Genomic DNA, 21,258 nt, shown 5'->3' on the forward strand with positions numbered 1-21,258 from the left:
CCGCATCGATGCAGCTTCCCCCTGTTGGAGCGGCGATCGCGATGGCGGTCAACCGCTGCGGCGAGCGGATGAGGCGTGGGCGGGCTGCATGCGGCGCACGCCCCGTCCGGGAACCGCTGCCTCTGCCGGCGGGTTGCCTCCGCTGATCCGCATCGAGCGAGGGGGAAGATCATGGCCACGGCGACCGCCGAGACGTCACGCAATGCGGCCAAGGCCGCGACAGGGCCGCATGGCGCTGCCGAGCTGCCCTCCGTCGTGGTCACCAGCTACAATCTGGAGGTCCGGGACGATGACGGTTTCGTCGGCGACAAGGCGAGTCGCGGCGCCTTCATCGAGCATCTCGACGCGCTGCGCCGCCATCTCAAGCGCAATGGCGACGACCCGCTGGAGGGCAAGACCGACGAGATCGGCAAGAAGGAACTCGACGCGCTGTTGCAGGATGGGGACGCGAGAGAAGCGGCGTTGGTGCTCAGCGCCATCGAGGGCTTCGCGCAATCGCTCGCCTTCGTCATCCGCCGCTTTACCCGCTTGAAGAGCTGGGCCGAGATCGAGCGGATCGTGGTCGGCGGCGGCTTTCGCGAGAGCCGGGTCGGCGAACTCGCCATCGCGCGCGCCGCCATCATCCTGCGGACAGAGGGGCGCGATCTCGATCTTGTGCCGATCAGCCACCATCCCGATGAGGCGGGGCTCGTCGGCAGTACGCATCTCGCGCCGAAATGGATCTTCGAGGCCTATGACAGCCTCGTGGCCGTCGATATCGGCGGCTCGAACATCCGCGCCGGCATCGTCGAGCTCCGCCAGAAGAAGGCGCCGGACCTGAGCAAGGCGCGGGTCTGGCAATCCGAGCTCTGGCGCCATGCCGATGAGAAACCGGGCCGGGACGAGGCGATCGAGCGGCTGGGCAAGATGCTGCGCGAGCAGATCGGTAACGCCGAGAAGGAGGGCTTGCGGGTGGCGCCCTTTATCGGTGTCGGTTGCCCCGGATTGATCCAGCCCGACGCCGCGATCGATCGCGGCGCCCAGAACCTGCCCGGCAACTGGGAAAGCAGCCGTTTCAACCTCGTCGACAGCATCCGTGCGCTCGTACCGGAGATCGGAGAGCACGAGACCGAGATCGTGATGCACAACGATGCCGTGATCCAAGGGTTGAGCGAGATGCCGGCGATGCAGGATGTCGAGAACTGGGCGGTGCTGACGATCGGCACCGGCCTCGGCAATGCGAGCTATCGCAACCGCGCCAAGCCCGGGAGCACGGGGCGCGATTGAGCGGCATGCCGTCGAAAGCGGCGCCTCTGCCATCTTCAGGTCGCGTTTTACAGGGATGAGGCGGCGGGGCCTGTCTCCCCGCCCTTTCCGAATCCGCGAGCCCTGGAGCCCTTCGTGCCGGTCGAATTCCGCTCTTCATCTTGCCTTGCGCGCATGGCTGTGCCGAGGGTCGAGCCGGAGCCGAATCAACTGGACGGACAGGGCCGCATCGCCATGGCAGCGCGCAGGACGCAAGCGTCGTTTTCGAGCCTGCGAGGCTTTCTGGCGGCCTGCCTGCTCCTCGTTGCCATGGCCTGCGCGGTGGCCGGCTCGGCCCTGGCCCAGACGGCGCCCGATCCGGGCAGCCTGCGCGCCCGGCTGGACAATGTCCGCGCCGACCTCGCCCAGATCGAGACGACGCTGGCCTCGCCCAATCCGAGCGATGCCGAATTGCAGCGCCTGCGCCTGCGCCTGCAGCCCTCGCTCGATCAATTGCGCCTGATCATCGACGAGCAGACGCCGCGCGTCGAGCAGGCCAAACTCCGGCTCGACCAGCTTGGCCCGAAGCCCGAAGCGAGCGCACCTGCGGAAAGCGCCGAGATCGTCCGCGACCGTGAAGCGCGGGCCAAGGCCTTCGCCGATGCCGACGAGACGCTGAAACTCGCCAAGGCCTCGTTGCTCCAGGCCGAGCAATTGCAGAGCAATATCGGTGACAAGCGCCGCGAAATTTTCGCCAAGCAACTGTTCGCCCCCGGTCCCTCCGTGGTGAATCCGGAGGTCTGGAGCAACGCGATCGCGACCGCGCCAGAAGACCTTCGCGCCTCCGGCTATATCTTCGGCGGCTGGCTGGAGGGCGTCAGCGAAGCCTTCTCCGGCATGCGCGGTGCGGTGGTCGCGCTGGCCCTGATCGGGGCGCTCCTGCTCTACCTGGCGCGGGCTCGCTACCTGCCGCGCTTCAAGGCCCGCTTCAGCAACACGCAGGACACCGACAACCTGCATTGCCTCTATATCGCGCTCGCCCATATCGTCGCGGGTGCGGCACCGCCGGTGCTGGCGAGTTGGCTGATCTACAAGGCCCTGAACACCACGGGGCTCCTGCCGCCGCGCATCCAGCCGGTGATCTGGGCCGTCGTTGTCGGTCTCGCCTTTTTCGCCTTCGTGCAGGCGCTCGCCGACGCGCTGTTCGCGCCGTCGAGCCCGCAAAGGCGGCTCGTCAAGGTGATGGATTCGACGGCGCGCAGCGTCGTCTGGATCGCGAGCTCGCTCGCGGCGGTGATGTCGGTCGGCAAGGTCTTCGAGGCCTGGCTGCAAGCCATCGCTGCCGGCCTTGCCGTCTCGATCATCGTGAAGGCGTTCTTTGCCATCCTGTTCGCGCTCGCCCTGATCGCCGGGCTCTACCAAATCCGCGACGACGAAGAGGTCGAGCAGGAGGCCTGTCTCGGCCCCTATGTCCCGGTGGATGGCGCAAGCCTCGGGCCGGTCCGCGTTATCGGCTGGATCATCGGCTTCGGCATCATCGCCGCCACATTCACCGGCTATGTCATCTTCGCTGCCTTCCTGGCCGAGCAGACACTCTGGGTCGGCATCGTCGCCTGCCTGTTCCTGCTGGTCTTCCTGTTCATCGATCTCGGCATTCCCCGGCTCTTCGGCGGCAAGGGGCGCTTCGCCCTGACGCTGAAGGCGGGCATGGGCCTGCGCGCGGCCACGCTCGACAAGATCTCGGTCATCGGCGTCGGCGTGCTGAAGCTCCTGCTGATCGCGGTGACGCTGCTGCTCATCCTGGCGCCCTGGGGGCTTGAATCCAGCGATTTCCTGGTTTCGTTGCGCGCGGCCTTCTTCGGCTTCCAGGTCGGTGGGGTCACGGTCTCGCTCTCGACCATCGTCGTCGGCGCGATCGTCTTTGCGATGGGCATCGGCGCGACGCGGGCGATGCAGCGCTGGCTCGAGAACCAGTTCCTGCCGACGACGACGCTCGATCCCGGCCTGCGCAACTCGATCACGACGGCTGCCGGCTATGTCGGCTATATCGCTGCGGCGGCGATCACGGTCTCGGCTGTGGGCCTGAGCCTGGAGCGCCTGACGCTGGTGGCTTCGGCACTGTCGGTCGGTATCGGTTTCGGCTTGCAATCGGTGGTGTCGAACTTCGTCTCGGGCCTGATCCTGCTCTGGGAGCGGCCGATTCGGGTCGGCGACCAGGTGCTGGTCGGCGACGTCGAGGGCATCGTCAAGCGCATCAATGTCAGGTCCACGGAGATCGCGACCTTCGACCGGGCGACCGTGATCGTCCCGAACTCGAACCTGATCTCCGGTATTGTCCGCAACCGCGTCCGCAACGACCGCACGGGCCGCGTGCTGATCGCGCTCACCGTGCCGCGGACGCTGGATGCCGGCGAGGTGCGGGCGATGTTGTCCGAAGTGGCCTCGAACCATGGCGATGTCATGCAGAAGCCGCCGCCGGCGGTGATGTTCAAGAAGCTCGGCACCACGACGATGGATTTCGAGCTCGTCTGTGTGGTCGGCGACGTCGAGATCACCGGACGCGTCAACAGCGACCTGAATTTCGCGATCCACAAGCGCCTCGCCGAGATGGAGCCGGCCGCGGCCGTGCCCGAGCTGATGGTGCGTGGGCTGGAAGGCGTCGAGCACTCGCTCGGCAGCATCGCCGAGGCGGTTGGACAGCGAGAGGGCGCGCGCAGCCGCGTGAAGCGCGAAGCGCCGAAGCCTGCGGCAGCCGCTCCGGCCCGCCGTTCGCGCAAGCCGGTTGCGGTGGAGGAGCTCGAGGAGGAGGAGGCAGAGGCCAGCAAGCCCGCTCCCGCCCCGGCGCCCGAGCCGGCCAAGGATGACAGCAAGGAATGATCGGATGCCCAGCCTTTTCCGCCGCGCCGCAGCTTCGCGCACGATGACCTGCCCGGCCGCGCTTGCCGGCGCCCTTGCGATCCTCGGCGTTGCCGGCTGCGTTGAGCCGCAGCGGCAGGGCCAGCCGGCCTTCTATCGCGATCTCGGCTCGGCCTCGGCTCAGGTCGATACGGAGCAGGCGCGGGCGATGATCTCGGCCTACCGGCTCAATGCCGGGCTCGGGCCCCTCGTGCTGGATCCCGCGCTGGTCGCTGCGGCGCAGCGCGAAGCCACGGCCATGGCCGGCTCGGACAAGCCCGCTCAGGCGGATGCGGTCAAGGCGCGCCTCGCCCGCGAGGGGCAGCCGGGGGGAGAGGCCAATCTCTCGGCCGGCTATCGCCGTCTCGCCGAAGCCTTTTCGGGCTGGCGGGATTCGCCCCAGCATGATCGCGTCATGAAGGATGCGAAGGCCAAGCGCATGGGCATCGCCACGGCCTATGCACCCGGCTCGAAATATCAGGTCTACTGGGCACTGATCGTCGCGCCGTAACCGACAACGTCTGGCAAGAGCCATCCAGTCGGCGAAGGGCTGATGGTTGTCACCGTCACTATCGCAGCCGTTGGCTGTGAATTTCCGGTTGTGCAACCATATGCAACCTATTCTTGTGTTTTATCCCATGGTTCCCGTTGTGGGATCGTTCCGGAGGAGCGCCGATGTCACGCCGTCCGCTTGCGCTTGCCCTATTCGCGGCCTTCGCTCTGCCGGGAGCGGCCAGCGCCCAGTCGGGCGGCGGGCTTCGCCGTGGCGCATCGGCTCGACGTGGCCATTCCCGTTGCGATCAATGCCGGCGTCAGCCTGACCGGCAACAGTTTCGGCGGCGCGCGGATGGGCTTGAGCGGCGAGTTCTGAGGGGCTGCGCGACACTCCCGCCAGATCCTGTCAGCGGCGGCGCCTTCAGCCCCTTACCGGATGCGACCGGTGGGGCTAGCTTGCGCCCATGCCCCCGCGCAAGCCGATCTCCCTTCCTGCCGAGCAGGCCCGCCGCATCTGGCTTCGCGCCCAGCAGCTCGACCGACGTGATCCCTTTGGCACCGGGCCGGAGGCGGCACGGGCCGCGATCGAGCATCTCGGCTATGTCCAGATCGACACGATCAACGTGATCGAGCGCTGCCACCACCATATCCTCTATGCCCGCATCCCGGCCTACCGCCGGGCCGATCTCGCCCATCTGCAATCGGCCTCGAAGAGCGTCTTCGAATACTGGACGCATGCGCTGGCCTATGTGCCCACCCGCGACATCCGTTATTTCCTGCCGGGGATGAAGGCGCATCGCGAGGAGCCGAAGCGCTGGTCGGCGGTCGGCGCCCGCGAGGAGACGCGCAAGCTTCTACGCCGCATCCGCAGGGACGGAGCGCTCTCGATCCGCGACATTGAGGAGGAGCTGATCGAGAAGGCGCATCTCTGGGCCAGCAAGAAGCCATCCAAGGGCCTGCTGGAACGGGCCTTCTACGATGGCGAGCTCGCGATCTCGGCGCGCGCCGGCATGGTCAAGACCTATGAATTGTTCGACCGGCATTTCCAGTGGGAGAAGAAGCCGACACCGGCGAGCGAGCGGCAGATCACCGCCTATCTTCTCGACCGGGCGCTGACGGCGCAGGGGCTGGTCAGCCTGGATTCGATCTGCCATCTCGACGCGCCCTCGAAGAAGGCGGTGGCCGAGCTGATTGCCGCCCGCGTCAAGCGCCGGGTCCTCGTGCCCGTCGCCGTGGAGAGGGCCGGCAAGACGCAGCACTGGGCCAATCCAGCCGCGCTGGAACCGCTGTCCGCGCCGGACGAAACGCTCATCCATATCCTCTCGCCCTTCGACCCGCTGATGATCCAGCGCAAGCGGGCGAAGCTCTTCCTCGACTATGCCCATGTCTTCGAGGCCTATCTGCCGAAGGAGAAGCGGATCTACGGCTATTTCGGCCTGCCGGTGCTGGCCGGCGAGCGCGTCGTGGCGGTGCTCGACCTCAAGACCGACCGGGCGGCCGGCAAGCTCCTGATGCAGCAATGGACCTGGCTCGACGGTTGCGAGACGCCGGCATTGAAGGCGGCGATCGAGGAGGAATTGCAGCGTTTCGAGCGTTTCCAGCTCGGGCTCGACGAAGGGCAGGCTGTGCCCCTCGCGCCGGAGCAGCCGATTACGCTCCCAGAAGGTCGATCAGCGGCGGAATGAGCGGCTCGTCGGCCGGCGGCATGGCGAGGTCGCGCAATTTGCCGGGGCGAACCCATTTCAGCGCCTGGCCCTCACGCGACATGGCCGTGCCCTGCCAGCGCCGGCAGATATAGAGCGGCATCAGCAAGTGGAATTCGAGATAGGCGTAGCTCGCGAAGGTCAGCGGCGCCAGGCAGTCCTCCTTGACGGTGATGCCGAGTTCTTCCGAAAGCTCGCGGATCAGCGCGGGTTCCGGCCGCTCGCCCGCTTCGAGCTTGCCGCCGGGGAACTCCCAGAGGCCTGCCAAGGCCTTGCCTTCCGGGCGTTGCGTGACGAGGACGCGGTTGTCGGCATCGATCAGGGCGCAGGCGACGACGAGAAGCAGCTTCACGGGGTGTCTCAGTTGCCGGAGAGGATGACCTGGACGGGCTCGGTTTCCTTGCCCGTCAGCGTGACGCTGTCATAGACCGAGCCGCCCTCGCGGGTGAAGGCCGTCTCCTCGCCCCAGATCACCTGCGTGGTCAGGAAATAGCTGCCCGGCGCGACCTTGTCGAAGGCGAAGCGGCCATTGGCCTCGGCCTTGGTCGTGCGGATGTATTCGGAATAGGCGGGATCGACCTCGTCCTCGCGCGGATAGCCGCTGTGGGGCACGTATTTGCCCTTGCCGTAGAAATTGGCGAAGCGTTCGCGGGCGAAGGCGGTCGATGGGATCAGGCGCACGACCTGCCCGGCGGCATTGACCACCACGCCGCTCGGCTTGGTGCGGAAGGCATGGCCGACGATCACGCCCGTGCCGGTCTTCTTGATGAAGGCGGCCTCCTCGATAGAGAAGGCCACGGTCGCCGGTTTGCGGTCGACGCAACCAGCCGTTATGGCGCCGACCAGAGCGGTCGCCGCGACAATTCCGATCCTCATGCAGCCCCCACCCGACGCGGCGCCATCGTCACCAGGAAGACGCCGATCAGGATGATGCAGCCGGCGGCGATCTGCCGCAACTCCAGCGTTTCGCCGAGAACGAGCATGCCCATGACCGCGGCGACCGTGGGTACGAGATAGCCGGTCATCGCCGCGCGCGTCGGACCGGCCGCCCGGATCAGGCGCATGAACACCGTCATCGGGATTGCCGTGCAGACGACCCCGAGGGCGAGCATGGCAGCCCAATGGTCGCGCAGGGGCAGAAAGGCCGCCGGCCCGGCGAAGAGCAGAGCCAGGAGCGAGGCGCTGAGCCCGGAGACGACCTGCTGGCCGAGTGCGAGGCGCATCGGATCGCCGGCCGGGGCCGGCACGGCCCGGACATAGATATTGCCGGCCGCATAGCTCAGCATGGTCGCGACCATCGCGAGGACGCTGAGGCTGGTGGCGCCGCCTTCGAACAGCCGGGGACCGATCAGCAGAGCGACGCCGGCAAGCCCGATCAGGATGCCGCCGAGGCGTCGTCCGCTCAAGCGCTCCTCGGCGAAGATCAGATGCGCGACGATCGCCGTGACGAGCGGCCCGGCCGCCTGGATCATCGCTGCCGGGCCGCTGGCAAGCTGGATCAGGGCGTAGGCCGTCAGGATATTCGGGATCCAGCCATTGGTGGCACCGAGGACCAGCCAGTGGCGGATTTCGTGGCGACGGGGCAGCGGGCTCTGTCCGAGCCAGCGCAGCCAGAGCGCGAGCGAGACCGCGCCGAGCAGGCCGCGCCCCGCCGCGATGGCGAAGGGCGAGACCTGTCCGCTCATCAGCTTGATGAACAGGAAGCTCGACCCCCAGAAAATCGCGGTGACGAGCAGGTGGGCGGCAATGAAGCTGCAGCTCGGCTCCAACGAGGCCGGAGCCTCAGGAGCGGTAGTCGCCATTGATCTCGACATAGGCCTTGGTCAGGTCGCAGGTCCAGACCGTGGCCTTGCCGCGTCCCAGCCCGAGATCGGCGGTGATGACGATATTGTCGCCCTTCATGTAGTCGGAGACCGCGACCTCGTCGTAGGACGGCGCGCGCGCGCCCTGCTTGGCCACGACGATATCGCCGAAGCCGATATCGAGCCTGTCGCGATCGGCCGGTTCGCCGGCCTTGCCGACGGCCATGACGACGCGGCCCCAATTGGCGTCCTCGCCGGCGATGGCGGTCTTGACCAGCGGCGAATTGGCGATCGAGAGCGCGACGCGCTTGGCCGAACGGGCGGAGGCCGCGCCGGAGACGCGCACCTCGACGAACTTGCGGGCGCCTTCGCCGTCCTTGCAGACGAGATGAGCGAGCTCCAGCAGGATCGAGTTCAGCGCGCGCTTGAAGCCGGACAGGCGGGCATCGTTGATCTCGGTGATGGTGGGGACGCCGCGCGCCGCCGCCTTGCCCGTCGCGAACAGCATCAGCGTGTCCGAGGTCGAGGTGTCGCTGTCGACGGTGACCGCGTTGAACGAGCCCTTCACGCCCTTGGAGAGCAGGGCCTGGAGCACGGGAGCGGCGATCGGCGCATCGGTGAAGACGAAGGACAGCATCGTCGCCATGTCCGGCGCGATCATGCCGGCGCCCTTGGCGATGCCGGCGATGACGACTTCCTTGCCGTCGATCTTGGCCTTGCGGGTCAGCGCCTTCGGGAAGGTGTCGGTGGTCATGATCGCGCGGGCGGCGTCGATCCAGGGACCGTCGGCAGCGCGTTTGGCGCACTCGTCGAGCACGCCCTTGAACTTGGTGGCGTCGAGCGGCTCGCCGATCACGCCGGTCGAGGCGATGAAGACCTCCTGAGGCTTGCAGCCGGCGGCCTTGGCGGCGATCTCGGCGGTAAGCTTGACCGCGTCACGCCCCTTGAGGCCGGTGAAGGCGTTGGCATTGCCGGAATTCACGACGACGGCGCGTGCGGAGCCTTGGCCCAGGTTCTCGCGGCACCAGTCGACCGGGGCGGAGGGGCATTTCGAGCGGGTGAAGACGCCGGCGACCTGCGTGCCCTCGTCGAGCAGCGCGAACCAGACGTCCTGGCGGCCCTTGTAGCGGATGCCGGCCTCGGCGGTGGCGAAGCGTACGCCCGGAATCGGCGGCACCTTGGGCTGGCGCTTCGGCGCGAGCGGGGAAACGGGGACATCCTTGCCGGCCATCGGGCTTCCTCCTGCGGAGCGCTGCTGGATCACCGGCGAATCGTGCGTTCGCCGGGCAGCGCGTCTCGTTCGAAAGCCCCTCTGCCGCAGGCCGATGACGAAAACAAGAAGGGCGGCCACAAGGGCCGCCCTTCAAAATTGCGTGGTATCGAGCGAAGCGCTCAGTTCTTCTTCGGCTCGGCCGGCTTGGCGGCGTCCGCAGCCGGCTTGTCGAGGCGCTCGACCTTGGCCTTCTCGCGCATGGCGAGGACGAGGTCCTGCTGGGCCTTGCGCTCGAGATACTGGTCGATCTGCGGCTTTACGGCGGCGAAGTCCGGCAGCGGCTTGGAGCGCTTGTCCTCGAGCTTGATCACGTGCCAGCCGAACTGGCTCTTCACCGGCTCGGAAATCTCGCCCTTCTTCAGCTTGAAGGCGGCTTCGGCGAATTCCGGCACCATGCGGTCCTTGGTGAACCAGCCGAGATCGCCACCCTCCTTGCCCGAGCCAGGGTCCTTGGAGAGTTCGGCCGCGACCTTGGCGAAGTCCTCGCCCTTCTTCAGCCGCGCGACGGCGGCCTTGGCCTGCGCCTCGTCCTCGACGAGGATATGGCGGGCATGGGCCTCTTCCTCGGGCGTCATCGCTTTGGTGGTGTCGTCGAAGAGCTTCTTGGCCGCTTCAGCCGTGACGGCCTTCTTGCCCTCGCGGGTCAGATACTCGTCGAGCAGCACCTTCTCGCGGTAATAGGCGAGGCGGGCGGCGAAATCGGGCGTATCGCCGATCTTGGCCTCGGCCGCGGCCTTGGCGCCGAGCTTGAGATCGACGAGATAGTTGATGACTTCGTCGCGCTTGCGCTCCTCGGGGAGCTGGGCGAGGCGCTCGCCGAGATCCTCGGAGGCGAGCTGGATGTCCTTCTCGGTGATGGCGATGCCGTCGACCTTGGCGACGACCTTGTCGGCCTGGGCGAAGGCCGGGCCCGCCAGCAGCGCGAAGCCGAGGACGGCGATGAAACGGGCTGAGCTCATGAATGACGGCCTTTCGTCGGAACCGAGGCGGTTTGGCGGCTGCACTGCCCGATGAACGCGGCAAAGGCAAGGCGGTTCAGGCGATCACGACGGCCGATCACGCAGCTTTGCACCGGCCTGGATGCCGCAGCGTCCGACGATCTTGCGCGCCGCTCTTGGAAGCGGGGCGGAAAAACCCCACATCGGGAGCCGAATTCACTTGCCGTTTCACTGCCGATTGGTCGAAACGCACGCTGGACCCTGCCCGCGCTCGCGTCTAAACACGCGGTCGCATTTCGAGAATACCGAACCTCCGGTTCGCGCGCGACAAACGATTCCGCGCCGACTGGGGGCTCAACGCATCACCTGAAAGGCCCAACATGCTTGGCGCGCTCGCAAAGAAACTCTTCGGCTCGTCGAATGACCGCCGCGTCAAGGGCTACCAGCCCCGCGTCGCCGCGATCAACGCGCTGGAGAAAGAGATCGCCGCGCTGAGCGACGAGGCCCTCAAGGCGCGCACCGAAGAGTTCAAGAAGCAGATCGCCGAGGGCAAGAAGCTCGACGACCTCTTGGTCCCGGCCTTCGCCACGGTGCGCGAGGCGGCCAAGCGCGTGCTCGGCCAGCGGCCCTACGACGTCCAGCTCGTCGGCGGCATGGTGCTGCATGAGGGCGCCATCGCCGAGATGAAGACCGGCGAAGGCAAGACGCTGGTCGCGACCCTGCCGACCTATCTGAATGCGCTCGAAGGCAAGGGCGTCCATGTCGTCACCGTCAACGACTACCTCGCTCGGCGCGACGCCGAGTGGATGGCGAAGCTCTATAATTTCCTCGGCCTGACCGTCGGCATCATCGTGCACGGGCTCGACGACGAGGAGCGCCAGCGCGCCTATGCCTGCGACATCACCTACGGCACGAACAACGAGTTCGGCTTCGACTATCTGCGCGACAACATGAAGTACGACACCGCGCAGATGAGCCAGCGCGGCCACCATTTCGCGATCGTCGACGAGGTCGACTCGATCCTGGTCGACGAAGCCCGCACGCCGCTGATCATCTCCGGCCCGCTCGACGACAAGTCCGAGCTCTATGTCTCGATCGACAAGGTGCTGCCCGGCCTCGTCCCGGCCGATTACGAGGTCGACGAGAAGCAGCGCACGGTCGCGCTGACCGAGGCCGGCAACGACCATATCGAGGAGCTGCTGCGCGAGGCCGGGATCCTGAAAGAGGGCGACCTCTACGACGCCCACAACGTCACGCTGGTCCACCACGTCAATCAGGCGCTGCGGGCGCATTCGCTGTTCACCCGCGACAAGGACTATATCGTCCGCGGCGACGAGGTCGTGATCATCGACGAGTTCACCGGCCGCATGATGCCGGGCCGGCGCTATTCGGAAGGCCTGCACCAGGCACTGGAAGCCAAGGAGAGCGTCACCGTCCAGCCCGAGAACGCGACGCTGGCCTCGATCACCTTCCAGAACTATTTCCGCCTCTACGCCAAGCTCGCCGGCATGACCGGCACGGCGGCGACCGAGGCCGACGAGTTCTTCCAGATCTACAAGCTCGAGGTCGTCGAGATCCCGACCAACGTCCCGATCGCCCGCAAGGACGAGGACGACGAGGTCTACCGCACCTTCGAGGAGAAGGTGCGCGGCGTGATCCGCGAGATTCAAGCCGCGCAGGCCAACGGCCAGCCGTTGCTGGTCGGCACCACCTCGATCGAGCGCTCTGAGCTCATCGCCGAGATGCTGGAGAAGGCGGGCTACAAGCTTCTCGAATTCACCGATCCCAAGGCGCTGGAGCCGGTCTATCAGGCCGCGCGCGAGGGCAGGACCACCAAGGCCTTCGCCGTGCTGAACGCCCGCTTCCACGAGCAGGAAGCCTATATCGTCGCACAGGCCGGCGTGCCCGGCGCGATCACCATCGCCACCAACATGGCTGGCCGCGGCACCGACATCCAGCTCGGCGGCAATGCCGAGATGCGGATAAACCATGAGCTTGCCGGCGTGGAGCCGGGTCCGGAGCGCGACGCCAAGGCCGCCGCCATCCGCGCCGAGGTGGCCGAGTTCAAGCAGCGCGTGCTCAAGTCTGGCGGCCTCTACATCGTCGGCACCGAGCGCCATGAGAGCCGGCGCATCGACAACCAGCTGCGTGGCCGTGCCGGCCGCCAAGGCGATCCCGGCCGCTCGAAGTTCTTCCTGTCGCTGCAGGACGACCTGATGCGCATATTCGGTTCCGACCGGATGGACGGGATGCTGACCAAACTCGGCCTGAAAGAGGACGAGGCGATCGTCCATCCCTGGATCAACAAGGCCGTCGAGAAGGCGCAGGGCAAGGTCGAGGCGCGCAATTTCGACATCCGCAAGAACATCCTGAAATACGACGACGTCATGAACGACCAGCGCAAGGTCGTGTTCGAGCAGCGCCGCGATTTCATGAAGCAAGCGAGCGTGCGCGAGACCATCGACGACATGCGCCATGGCGTGGTCGAGGATGTCGTCGCCCGCCACATCCCGGAAGAGGCCTATCCCGAGCAGTGGGATACCGCCGGCCTCAAGCAGGAGGTGATCCAGCATCTCAACCTCGATCTTCCGATCGAGGACTGGGCCAAGGAAGAGGGCATCGCCGACAGCGAGATCCGCGAGCGCATCCGCAAGCTCGCCGACGAGGATTATGCCGGCCGCATCGAGCGCAACACCGACGAGGTCATGACCTATGTCGAGAAGCAGGTGCTGCTGCAGTCGCTCGACCATCTCTGGCGCGAGCATCTGGTCACGCTCGACCATCTCCGCCAGGTCATCGGCTGGCGCGGCCTCGCCCAGCGCGACCCGCTGCAGGAATACAAGCAGGAGGCCTTCGAGCTGTTCGATGGGCTGATCGGCCATCTGCGCCAGCAGGTCACGGGCCATCTCTCGCGCATCGAGGTGCGCTTCGACCAGCCCGAGGACCAGGCGCCGATGCAGGCGCAGGACGGCGTGGGCTCGGGCTTCGGCGATTATGGCGCGACCGGCGTGCAGTTCGCCGCCACGGATGCCGAAACGACGGTGCTGGACCGCAACCCTGAAGACCCGGAGAGCTGGGGCAAGGTCGGTCGCAACGAGCCGTGCCCTTGCGGCTCCGGCAAGAAGTTCAAGCACTGCCACGGCCAGTTCGCCTGAGGCATTGCCTTCCTGATTCCATTCGATGCCCGGCCCTGTGCCGGGCATCGTCGTTTTGGGGCGGACCACCTTTGTCATTCCGGGGCGCGCCGGAGGCGTGAACCCGGAATCCACGACTGGGTGGGAGGCTTGCAGCGCGGCATTGAGTGTTTCACCCGGTCGTGGTTTCCGGGTTCTTCGCTACGCGAAGCCCCGGAATGACAAGGGTGGTTCTGACCGCGAGTGTCTCGCCCTCGCGACCGCCCAGCCCGTCCTGCGCCGGATCGACGCATCAATTATCCGGGCCCTATTTACGCCTCGGTAACACTCTCCTTCTCAAGTGGGCCGCGATGAAAGGAGATGAGACCATGTTCAAGACAGCGCTTTCGGCCGCCTGCCTCACCATTCTGGCGGGTACGGCCGTACAGGCGGCGGGCCCGCAATCATTGGGCCAGTTCGGCGACTGGAATGCTGCCACTTACGCAAAGGGTGACCTGTCGCGTTGCTTCATCATGAGCAAACCTTCGTCGGAGGAACCGTCGAATTTGCGTCATGGCGAAGTCTTCTTCTTCGTTCAAACGGGTAATAAAGCCTCCGACACGGAATCGAGCTTCCAGACGGGCTATGATTTTGCTCAGGACTCCGTCGTCACCGTCACGATCGGCGATGACAGTTTCCGCATGCTGACCGAAGGCAGCAATGCCTGGCTCGAACGGTTGGAGCGGGAGCCAGCGCTGCTCAAGGCGATGCGCGGCGGACGCACCATGACGCTCGAAGCGCGCTCGCTGCGCGGCAACGTCACCACCTATCAGTTCTCGCTTGCTGGCGTGACCGCGGCGTCGCGCATGCTGGCGCGCTGCAATACCAGCGCAACGCAGAGCTGATACGGATTTCGGGGCGAGCCGTCATCGAGGATGGCTCGCCCTGCATGACCCGCGCTTGCATACGGCTCTCGCAAACGCCAGTTTGAGGGCCGGATGGGCATGACGGCGCGCCGGCGCCGCTGGGGGGACGAGATGGATTTGTCGGGCTTCAACATCGCCGTGATCGTCATCGTGGCGCTGGTCATCCTGACGATCGCGCGGGGCGTCCGCACCGTTCCCCAAGGCTTCAACTATACCGTCGAGCGCTTCGGCCGCTATTCGCGCACGCTGAGCGCCGGACTCGGCCTGATCGTGCCCTATATCGATCGCATCGGGCACAAGGTGAATGTCATGGAGCAGGTGCTCGACATTCCCTCGCAGGAGGCGATCACCAAGGACAATGCCGGCGTGCGCATCGATGCCGCCGCCTTCTTCCAGGTGCTCGACGCCGCCAAGGCCTGCTACGAGGTCGCCTCGCTCCACGACGCGCTGATGGTTCTGACCATGACCAATATCCGCACCGTCGTCGGCTCGATGGACCTCGATCAGCTCCTGTCGCATCGCGACGAGATCAATGAGCGGCTGCTGCGGGTGATGGACGCCGCCGCCTCGCCCTGGGGCGTCAAGGTCACCCGCATCGAGATCCGGGACATCCTGCCGCCGGCCGATATCGCCGGCGCGATGAACCGGCAGATGAAGGCCGAGCGCGAGAAGCGCGCCGCCGTGCTCGAAGCCGAAGGCCTGCGGCAGGCGGAGATCCTGAAGGCTGAAGGCGCCAAGCAGTCGCAGATTCTCGCCGCCGAGGGCCGCAAGGAAGCAGCGCTGCGTGACGCGGAAGCGCGCGAGAGGCTGGCGCAGGCCGAAGCGGCGGCGACGGCCATGGTTTCGGAGGCGATCGGCAAGGGCGACATCCAGGCGGCCAACTTCCTGATCGCGGAGCGCTATACGGATGCGCTGAAGGCAATCGCCTCCAGCCATAACAGCAAGGTCGTGATCGTGCCGATCGAGGCCGCTTCGCTCGCCGGCACTGTCGGCGGCATCGCGCAGCTGACGAAGGCCGTGTTCGGCGAGGACGCGACGGCGCAACGCCGCAACGGGGCCGGCTCGGTGCCGACCTCCGGCCGCCCGGGCGCCTGAGCGGAGGCTGCCGTGTTCGACTGGTTCGCGAATCTGGGCGGCTGGAGCTGGGCCATTCTCGGGCTCGTGCTGATCGGCGGCGAGATGCTGGCGCCCGGCGTCTTCCTGATCTGGCTCGGGCTGGCGGCGCTCATTACCGGCGCCATGGTCGGCATCTTCGGGCTCGGCTGGCAGGCCGCCTGCATCGTCTTTGCGGTTCTCGCCATCGCATGCGTCGCTGCCGGGCGCCTGCTCACGCGCCGCAAGGGCGAGGAGCCGGATGCCGCGACCGGCCTCAACGATCGCGGCCGCCAACTCATCGGCCGGGTCTTCCGGCTGGAGACGACGATGGCGGGCGGCGAGGGTCGTGTGCGCGTCGGCGATTCCTCCTGGCGGATCGTCGGGCCGGAGCTGCTGGCCGGAACCGAGGTCAAGGTCGTCAGGGTCGAAGGCTCGACACTGGTCGTCGAGAAGGCCTGAAGCTTGCCATGAGCTTTTTGCATCCGCTGCGCGGTTTTTCGTAGCAGCATTGCGTTCAGGGCGTTGGCCTCCCGCGTTGCGGGGACTATAGCAACCGCTCCTTCACGAGCGCACCGTCATGACCAGCCCCAGCGAACGCCTTTCCCTTCCGAAGGACCGCATCAAGGTCCTGCTGCTGGAAGGTATCAACGATTCCGCCGTCGAGCTGCTGGAGCAGGCCGGCTACAGCAATCTCGAAAGGCTGCCGAAGGCGCTCGATCGCGAGGCCCTGCTCAAGGCGATCCAGGGCGTGCATGTGCTCGGCATCCGCTCGCGCACCCAGCTCACGCCGGAAATCTTCGCCGGGGCCGACCGGCTCTTCGCCGTCGGCTGCTTCTCGGTCGGCACCAATCAGGTCGACCTGGAGGCGGCGCGGCTGCGCGGCGTCCCGGTCTTCAACGCGCCGTTCTCCAACACCCGCAGCGTCGCCGAGCTCACCATCGGCGAGATCGTGATGCTGCTCCGGCGCATTCCGGACCGCTCGCGCGACGCGCATCAGGGCGGCTGGGACAAGTCGGCCAACGGCTCCTTCGAGGTGCGTGGCAAGACGCTCGGCATCGTCGGCTACGGCAATATCGGCAGCCAGCTCTCGACACTGGCCGAGGCGATGGGCATGCGCGTGATCTATTTCGATCACACCGACCGGCTGCGGCACGGCAACACCGAGCCGACGAAGAGCCTGAACGCCCTGCTCGGCGCCGCCGACATCGTCTCGCTGCATGTGCCGGAGACCCCGCAGACCGCCGGCATGATCGGCGCGGCGCAGGTCGCCAAGATGAAGAAGGGCGCTTACCTCATCAACAATTCGCGCGGCACGGTCGTCGATCTCGATGCGGTGGCGGCGGCGCTGAGAAGCGGCCATCTGGCGGGCGCGGCGGTCGATGTCTTCCCGGTCGAGCCGGCCTCCAATGCCGAGCGCTTCGTCACGCCGCTGCAGGGGCTCTCCAACGTCATCCTGACGCCGCATATCGGCGGCTCGACCGAGGAGGCGCAGGAGCGCATCGGCGCCGAGGTCGCGCGCAAGCTCGTCGATTATTCCGATGTCGGCTCGACGGTGGGCGCGGTGAATTTCCCGCAGGTGCAATTGCCGGCACGCCCGATCGGCACCCGCTTCATCCATGTCCAGCGCAACGTGCCGGGCATGCTGCGGCGTTTGAACGACGTCTTCGCCAACCGGCAGGTCAATATCGCCGCTCAGAACTACCAGACCGACGGCGAGGTCGGCTATGTCGTGATGGAGGCGGACGGCGTCTCCAGCGCCGAGGCGCGCGACATCCTCAAGGAAATCCGCGCGCTCGACGGCACGATCCGCGCCCGGCTGCTCTATCAGCGCGACTAGAGGCGACCCTCATCGGGTCCGTTCAGCCCCTGTCCTTGGAGCCGGGCTTGGTCGGCTCCTGCCTCGCGACGGGGTCGCTGGCGGGGAAGGTGTCCTTCAGGGCCCGGTCGAGCTCGGCATCCTTGCCGTGCTCGCGCGCGGCCTTGCGCTGCTCCTTCTGCTCCTTGCGCAGGCTTTCCCTGGCGGGGTTGGCGGTGGCGGTCATGGTTGCGCTCCCTTCGGCATGGGTGTCTCCGGTTGGAAACGCGGCAAGGCCCGGCCCGTTCCGCCAGAACGCCAGCGCAGGCGAGCCATGACGAAGCACGCCGGCCTCTGGATCGGAGCGCGCAGCCTTCCCATCTGGTGAAGCCTAGCCTTCCCGCCGGATCTCCTCCGGTACCAGCTTGCAGGGGCTGTCATGGTCGCGATCTCCGTCCTCGATCTCGTTCCCGTCGTCGAAGGGGAGGGGCCACGCGAAGCGCTGCTGAAATCCACCGACCTGGTCCGCCATGCCGAGGCGCTCGGCTACACCCGCTACTGGGTGGCGGAACATCACAACATGGTCGGCATCGCCAGCGCCGCGACCTCGGTGGTGATCGGCCAGCTCGCTGCGACGACGAGCAGGATTCGCGTCGGAGCCGGCGGCATCATGCTGCCGAACCATGCGCCGCTCGTCATCGCCGAGCAGTTCGGCACGCTCGAGGCGCTGTTTCCGAGCCGGATCGATCTCGGTCTCGGCCGCGCGCCCGGCACCGACCAGCTCACGCTCCGGGCGCTGCGCCGCAGCCCGATGTCATCGGACAGCTTCCCGCAGGATGTGCTCGAATTGCAGGCGCTGTTCGCGCCGGCCGGGCCGAACCAGGCGATCCGTGCGGTGCCGGGCGAGGGGCTGAACGTCCCGCTCTGGATTCTCGGATCGAGCCTGTTCGGCGCGCAACTCGCGGCTGAGCTTGGGCTGCCCTACAGCTTCGCCTCGCATTTCGCGCCGGATGCGCTGATGCAGGCGCTCGCGGTCTATCGCGAACGCTTCAAGCCGTCCGAGCAGCTCGCAACCCCGCATGCGATGCCGGGCATCAATGTCGTGGCGGCGGATACGGATGAGGAGGCGCGCCATCTCGCGACCTCGCTGCAGCAACGCTTCGTCGGCATGGTTAGGGGCGCGCGCGGCAAGCTGCAGCCGCCGATCGACGATATCGAGCAGTACTGGTCACCGGCCGAGAAGGCGCATGTCTCGGGGATGCTGCGCTATGCCTTCATTGGCTCGCCGGAAACGCTGAAGCGCACGCTCGGCGCCTTCGTGCGCGAGACCGGCGCGGACGAGATCATGATCACCGCGCCGATCTTCGACCATGACAAGCGCAAGCGCTCGTTCGAACTTGTGGCCGGCATCGCGAGCGAACTCGGGCGATAAGGCTTCGCTCTGACGAGGGCGGGTAGCCGCCAGCGGCCGAGTAGCGTCATCGTGGCTTTAATAAGATTGAAAATCATTTGCATTTATATTGCAAATGATAATGATTTTCTTTTAGGCCTTTTTTGCAATTGGCAGCCGGCATTGCTATGGCAAGGCATGACCGAGACCGACCGGCGCATTGCCGTTTTCGAGAGCCAGTTGAAGGGTGCCGGGCTGCGCATGACGCAGCAGCGGCGATTGATCCTGCGCGTTCTGGCGGAAGCCGACGACCATCCCGACGCGAAGGGCATCTTCACTCGCGCCTTCGCGCATGATCCGACGCTGTCGCTCTCGACCGTCTACCGCACGATGAAGGTGCTGGAATCGCAGGGTGCGATCGAGCGCCACGCCTTCGAAGACGGCATCTCGCGCTACGAGCATGCCGACCAGGAGCATCACGACCACCTGATCGACGTCGATTCGGGCGAGGTGATCGAATTCTCCTCGGATGCGATCGAGGAATTGCAGCGGCGGATCGCGGCGGAACTCGGCTATGAGCTCGTCCGCCATCGCCTCGAACTCTACGGCCGCAAGAAGCAGCCGGCGCGCCGAGGCAGCCGCAAAGCGTCCTGAGGTCGGCCTCAGCCGTCGACGACGTCGTCGTATTCGGGGTGCTTGGCGACCCAGCCCTTGAGGAACTCGCAGCGTACCACGGCCTTGCGCCCGCTCGCCCGGAGCAGCTCGAAGACGCCCTTCGCCAGTTTCGATCCGATGCCCTGCCCCGCAAACTGGGAGGGCACTTCGGTATGGACCAGCACCAGCCGCTCGCCGTCGCGGCGATAGGCGACGATTGCGGTGCCGCCGTCGAGTGTGAGTTCGAAGCGGTTCTGTTCGACGTTCTCGACGACGCCCATGGCGTGGGCTCCTTCAGGCCGATCTTGTTCAGATTATCCCTGCGCTTCGGCGCGCCAGGGGTAGCTCCAGGTTTCGGTCAGCGTCTTGCCGCCGCTGCGGAGGAAGGCGCGCATCTCCGCGATCTGGCCGGGCTCGACCACGACATCGACGAAGGCGCGGAAGCCCTCGGTCTTGCGGTTCGGTACGATGAAGGCGCGGTCGATCCGACCATGGGTGATCGAAGGCACGATCTCGACCTTCTCGGGCTGCTTCAGGTGGTAGTCGAGATCGCCGCCGGCGAAGTCGATGATGAAGCGACGCGAGCCCTCGGTGACCGGCTCGCCCGAGCCCAGTGCCTTGGGCTTGGCCTGGTATGTGTTGACCACGCGCCCGCCCGGATGCAGGTCGCCGGAATCGAGCATCGAGATCAGCTTGTAGCCGAAGGAGAATTCCTTGCCCGGCTCCAGCGGCGTCTTCGGCGCCCAGAGAGCGACGATGTTGTCATTGGTCTCGTCGGTCGTCGGCATCTCGATCAACTCGACGACGCCCTCTCCCCAGTCGCCCTGCGGCTCGATCCAGTAGGAGGGGCGCAGCTCGTAGTTGAGATCGAGATCCTGATAGTGCTCGAAGGTCCGGTCGCGCTGCATCAGCCCGAAACCACGGATGCTGCGTTCGACGAATGAGGAGACGGCTTGCTGCTTCGGGTTGCGCAGCGGGCGCCAGATCCATTCGCCGCTGCCGGAATGGATCATCAGCCCATCCGAATCGTGCAGCTCGCTGCGGAAATCGTCGAAGAAGCGGCGGTCGTTCTCGCCGGTGAAGAACATCGAGGTCAGCGGCGCCAGGCCGAGCTTCTCGATGGGCGCGCGCGGATAAAGCGTCGCTGCGACCTCCATGACGGTGTCGAGATCGGGATAGATGGTGAAGCGATAGGCGCCGGTCACGGCGGGCGAATCGAGCAGGGTGTGGATGACGATCCGCTCGGTGTTGGCCGTGGGCGCCTCGATCCAGAATTCGCGGAAGACCGGGAACTCCTCGGCCGTCGTGCCGGCGCCGATGGACAGGCCGCGGGCCGAAAGGCCGTAGCGCTGGCCGCGGCCGAGCACCCGGAAATAGCTGGCGCCGATGAAGGAGATCAGCTCGTCGTAAACGCGGGGATCGTTCAGCGGATAGTGCAGGCGGAAGCCGGCGAAGCCGAGATTGACCGGGAGCGGTTTGTCGAACTTGACCCGGCCGTAGTCGAACAGGTTCGCGGCATAGGGCACCGGCATGGGCACGCCGTCACGCACGACGTTCACCGTGACCGGCCGGGTGAAGAGGAAGCCCGGATGGAACATCTGCATGCGGAAGGGCGAGCCGTTCTGCTGCAGCAAGGCCCGATCGGGGCGGAAGCGGATGTCGCGCCAGGAATCGTAGTCGAGCTTGGCCAGCGCCTCCGGCAGGGGCGCGATCGGCTCGTAGGGCACGGCGGAGATCTCGCGGGCGCGGCGCTGCACGTCCTCGAAGCCGAAGCGCGGCTGCGGGGCGGCATTCTGGGGGGGCGGCGTCTGCGGCTGGCCCTGCGGCTGTGGCTGGGGGCGCGGCTGTTGCGCGAGCAGGACGGAGGGCGCAGCCGAGAGGCAAAGCGCGGCTGAAAGTCCGCCCAGGACGCGGCGGCGGTCTGTCGTGATCATGCGTGTTCCGTCTTCCCCGTC

19 protein-coding genes are annotated in these 21,258 nt (G+C 66.5%); 11 read left to right on the forward strand and 8 right to left on the reverse strand.

Annotated features, from left to right (window positions below; genetic code table 11):
* Positions 1–171 precede the first annotated feature (171 nt).
* The 4 genes from ACODTJ_RS15715 to ACODTJ_RS15730 all read left to right on the forward strand — a co-directional run bounded on the left by ACODTJ_RS15715 (position 172) and on the right by ACODTJ_RS15730 (position 6,299).
* Entirely contained in the window at positions 172–1,266 is a 1,095-nt protein-coding gene (locus ACODTJ_RS15715; protein WP_454654607.1) for an ROK family protein, read from the forward strand.
* A gap of 213 nt (positions 1,267–1,479) precedes the next feature.
* A complete protein-coding gene (locus ACODTJ_RS15720; protein WP_454654609.1) occupies positions 1,480–4,101 on the forward strand; it encodes a DUF3772 domain-containing protein in 2,622 nt (873 codons plus the stop codon).
* 4 nt (positions 4,102–4,105) lie between these two features.
* The gene (locus tag ACODTJ_RS15725; RefSeq protein WP_488849324.1) at positions 4,106–4,630 is read left to right on the forward strand and encodes a CAP domain-containing protein; all 525 of its coding nucleotides are present in this window, start codon (positions 4,106–4,108) and stop codon (positions 4,628–4,630) included.
* Positions 4,631–5,078: 448 nt separating this feature from the next.
* Positions 5,079–6,299 carry a winged helix-turn-helix domain-containing protein gene (locus ACODTJ_RS15730; protein ID WP_454654611.1) on the forward strand — a complete coding sequence of 407 codons (1,221 nt, stop codon included), beginning with the start codon at positions 5,079–5,081 and terminating at the stop codon, positions 6,297–6,299.
* On the opposite strand, the gene ACODTJ_RS15735 is transcribed toward ACODTJ_RS15730, so the two are convergent.
* The 5 genes from ACODTJ_RS15735 to ACODTJ_RS15755 all read right to left on the reverse strand — a co-directional run bounded on the left by ACODTJ_RS15735 (position 6,265) and on the right by ACODTJ_RS15755 (position 10,351).
* Positions 6,265–6,681, reverse strand: coding sequence for a (deoxy)nucleoside triphosphate pyrophosphohydrolase (locus ACODTJ_RS15735; protein WP_454658922.1), 417 nt, complete (start codon positions 6,679–6,681; stop codon positions 6,265–6,267). The genes ACODTJ_RS15730 and ACODTJ_RS15735 overlap by 35 nt on opposite strands.
* On the reverse strand, positions 6,678–7,193 hold the full coding sequence (locus ACODTJ_RS15740; RefSeq protein ID WP_454654612.1) for a carboxypeptidase regulatory-like domain-containing protein: 516 nt from the start codon (positions 7,191–7,193) through the stop codon (positions 6,678–6,680). Before ACODTJ_RS15740 ends, ACODTJ_RS15735 begins: the two co-directional genes overlap by 4 nt.
* Positions 7,190–8,119, reverse strand: a complete 930-nt coding sequence (locus ACODTJ_RS15745) for a DMT family transporter (RefSeq protein WP_454654614.1) — start codon at positions 8,117–8,119, stop codon at positions 7,190–7,192. Before ACODTJ_RS15745 ends, ACODTJ_RS15740 begins: the two co-directional genes overlap by 4 nt.
* Positions 8,100–9,350 (reverse strand): bifunctional glutamate N-acetyltransferase/amino-acid acetyltransferase ArgJ, encoded by a 1,251-nt coding sequence (gene argJ / locus ACODTJ_RS15750; protein WP_454654615.1) that lies wholly within the window; start codon positions 9,348–9,350, stop codon positions 8,100–8,102. Before argJ ends, ACODTJ_RS15745 begins: the two co-directional genes overlap by 20 nt.
* A 161-nt stretch (positions 9,351–9,511) precedes the next feature.
* On the reverse strand, positions 9,512–10,351 hold the full coding sequence (locus ACODTJ_RS15755) for a peptidylprolyl isomerase (protein ID WP_454654617.1): 840 nt from the start codon (positions 10,349–10,351) through the stop codon (positions 9,512–9,514).
* 359 nt (positions 10,352–10,710) lie between these two features.
* Here ACODTJ_RS15755 and secA point away from each other — a divergent pair, with 359 nt between their 5' ends.
* From secA to serA, 5 genes are all read left to right on the forward strand, one after another.
* Positions 10,711–13,485, forward strand: coding sequence for a preprotein translocase subunit SecA (gene secA, locus ACODTJ_RS15760; RefSeq protein ID WP_488849328.1), 2,775 nt, complete (start codon positions 10,711–10,713; stop codon positions 13,483–13,485).
* A 347-nt stretch (positions 13,486–13,832) separates the two neighbouring features.
* Positions 13,833–14,348, forward strand: coding sequence for an invasion associated locus B family protein (locus ACODTJ_RS15765; protein ID WP_454654621.1), 516 nt, complete (start codon positions 13,833–13,835; stop codon positions 14,346–14,348).
* 132 nt (positions 14,349–14,480) lie between these two features.
* Positions 14,481–15,464 carry an SPFH domain-containing protein gene (locus ACODTJ_RS15770; RefSeq protein WP_454658923.1) on the forward strand — a complete coding sequence of 328 codons (984 nt, stop codon included), beginning with the start codon at positions 14,481–14,483 and terminating at the stop codon, positions 15,462–15,464.
* 12 nt (positions 15,465–15,476) lie between these two features.
* Positions 15,477–15,923: an NfeD family protein gene (locus ACODTJ_RS15775; protein ID WP_454654622.1), complete on the forward strand. Its 447-nt coding sequence runs from the start codon at positions 15,477–15,479 to the stop codon at positions 15,921–15,923.
* A 118-nt stretch (positions 15,924–16,041) separates the two neighbouring features.
* Positions 16,042–17,301 carry a phosphoglycerate dehydrogenase gene (serA, locus tag ACODTJ_RS15780; RefSeq protein WP_454654624.1) on the forward strand — a complete coding sequence of 420 codons (1,260 nt, stop codon included), beginning with the start codon at positions 16,042–16,044 and terminating at the stop codon, positions 17,299–17,301.
* Positions 17,302–17,323: 22 nt separating this feature from the next.
* Here the strand turns inward: serA and ACODTJ_RS15785 are convergent, their stop codons facing one another.
* Complete coding sequence (locus ACODTJ_RS15785) at positions 17,324–17,506, reverse strand: hypothetical protein (RefSeq protein WP_454654625.1); 183 nt, start codon at positions 17,504–17,506, stop codon at positions 17,324–17,326.
* Between the two features lie 192 nt (positions 17,507–17,698).
* Between ACODTJ_RS15785 and ACODTJ_RS15790 the strand changes: the two genes are divergently transcribed.
* The gene (locus ACODTJ_RS15790; RefSeq protein WP_454654627.1) at positions 17,699–18,691 is read left to right on the forward strand and encodes an LLM class flavin-dependent oxidoreductase; all 993 of its coding nucleotides are present in this window, start codon (positions 17,699–17,701) and stop codon (positions 18,689–18,691) included.
* Between the two features lie 156 nt (positions 18,692–18,847).
* Positions 18,848–19,303: a Fur family transcriptional regulator gene (locus ACODTJ_RS15795; protein ID WP_454654629.1), complete on the forward strand. Its 456-nt coding sequence runs from the start codon at positions 18,848–18,850 to the stop codon at positions 19,301–19,303.
* 8 nt (positions 19,304–19,311) lie between these two features.
* Here ACODTJ_RS15795 and ACODTJ_RS15800 read toward each other — a convergent pair whose 3' ends face one another.
* Positions 19,312–19,584, reverse strand: coding sequence for a GNAT family N-acetyltransferase (locus ACODTJ_RS15800; protein ID WP_454654630.1), 273 nt, complete (start codon positions 19,582–19,584; stop codon positions 19,312–19,314).
* Positions 19,585–19,617: 33 nt separating this feature from the next.
* On the reverse strand, positions 19,618–21,237 hold the full coding sequence (locus ACODTJ_RS15805) for an OpgD/OpgG family glucan biosynthesis protein (RefSeq protein WP_454654631.1): 1,620 nt from the start codon (positions 21,235–21,237) through the stop codon (positions 19,618–19,620).
* Positions 21,238–21,258: the final 21 nt, after the last annotated feature.

It is taken from the genome of Allobosea sp. FG18 (assembly GCF_057809495.1).

Bases quoted from the DNA above. Each gene is read 5' to 3' on its own strand.
- ACODTJ_RS15715 (WP_454654607.1), top strand. From the start codon at position 172: ATGGCCACGGCGACCGCCGAGACGTCACGCAATGCGGCCAAGGCCGCG.
- ACODTJ_RS15720 (WP_454654609.1), top strand. From the start codon at position 1,480: ATGGCAGCGCGCAGGACGCAAGCGTCGTTTTCGAGCCTGCGAGGCTTT.
- ACODTJ_RS15725 (WP_488849324.1), top strand. From the start codon at position 4,106: ATGCCCAGCCTTTTCCGCCGCGCCGCAGCTTCGCGCACGATGACCTGC.
- ACODTJ_RS15730 (WP_454654611.1), top strand. From the start codon at position 5,079: ATGCCCCCGCGCAAGCCGATCTCCCTTCCTGCCGAGCAGGCCCGCCGC.
- ACODTJ_RS15740 (WP_454654612.1), bottom strand. From the start codon at position 7,193: ATGAGGATCGGAATTGTCGCGGCGACCGCTCTGGTCGGCGCCATAACG.
- ACODTJ_RS15745 (WP_454654614.1), bottom strand. From the start codon at position 8,119: ATGGCGACTACCGCTCCTGAGGCTCCGGCCTCGTTGGAGCCGAGCTGC.
- argJ (WP_454654615.1), bottom strand. From the start codon at position 9,350: ATGGCCGGCAAGGATGTCCCCGTTTCCCCGCTCGCGCCGAAGCGCCAG.
- ACODTJ_RS15755 (WP_454654617.1), bottom strand. From the start codon at position 10,351: ATGAGCTCAGCCCGTTTCATCGCCGTCCTCGGCTTCGCGCTGCTGGCG.
- secA (WP_488849328.1), top strand. From the start codon at position 10,711: ATGCTTGGCGCGCTCGCAAAGAAACTCTTCGGCTCGTCGAATGACCGC.
- ACODTJ_RS15765 (WP_454654621.1), top strand. From the start codon at position 13,833: ATGTTCAAGACAGCGCTTTCGGCCGCCTGCCTCACCATTCTGGCGGGT.
- ACODTJ_RS15770 (WP_454658923.1), top strand. From the start codon at position 14,481: ATGGATTTGTCGGGCTTCAACATCGCCGTGATCGTCATCGTGGCGCTG.
- serA (WP_454654624.1), top strand. From the start codon at position 16,042: ATGACCAGCCCCAGCGAACGCCTTTCCCTTCCGAAGGACCGCATCAAG.
- ACODTJ_RS15785 (WP_454654625.1), bottom strand. From the start codon at position 17,506: ATGACCGCCACCGCCAACCCCGCCAGGGAAAGCCTGCGCAAGGAGCAG.
- ACODTJ_RS15790 (WP_454654627.1), top strand. From the start codon at position 17,699: ATGGTCGCGATCTCCGTCCTCGATCTCGTTCCCGTCGTCGAAGGGGAG.
- ACODTJ_RS15795 (WP_454654629.1), top strand. From the start codon at position 18,848: ATGACCGAGACCGACCGGCGCATTGCCGTTTTCGAGAGCCAGTTGAAG.
- ACODTJ_RS15800 (WP_454654630.1), bottom strand. From the start codon at position 19,584: ATGGGCGTCGTCGAGAACGTCGAACAGAACCGCTTCGAACTCACACTC.
- ACODTJ_RS15805 (WP_454654631.1), bottom strand. From the start codon at position 21,237: ATGATCACGACAGACCGCCGCCGCGTCCTGGGCGGACTTTCAGCCGCG.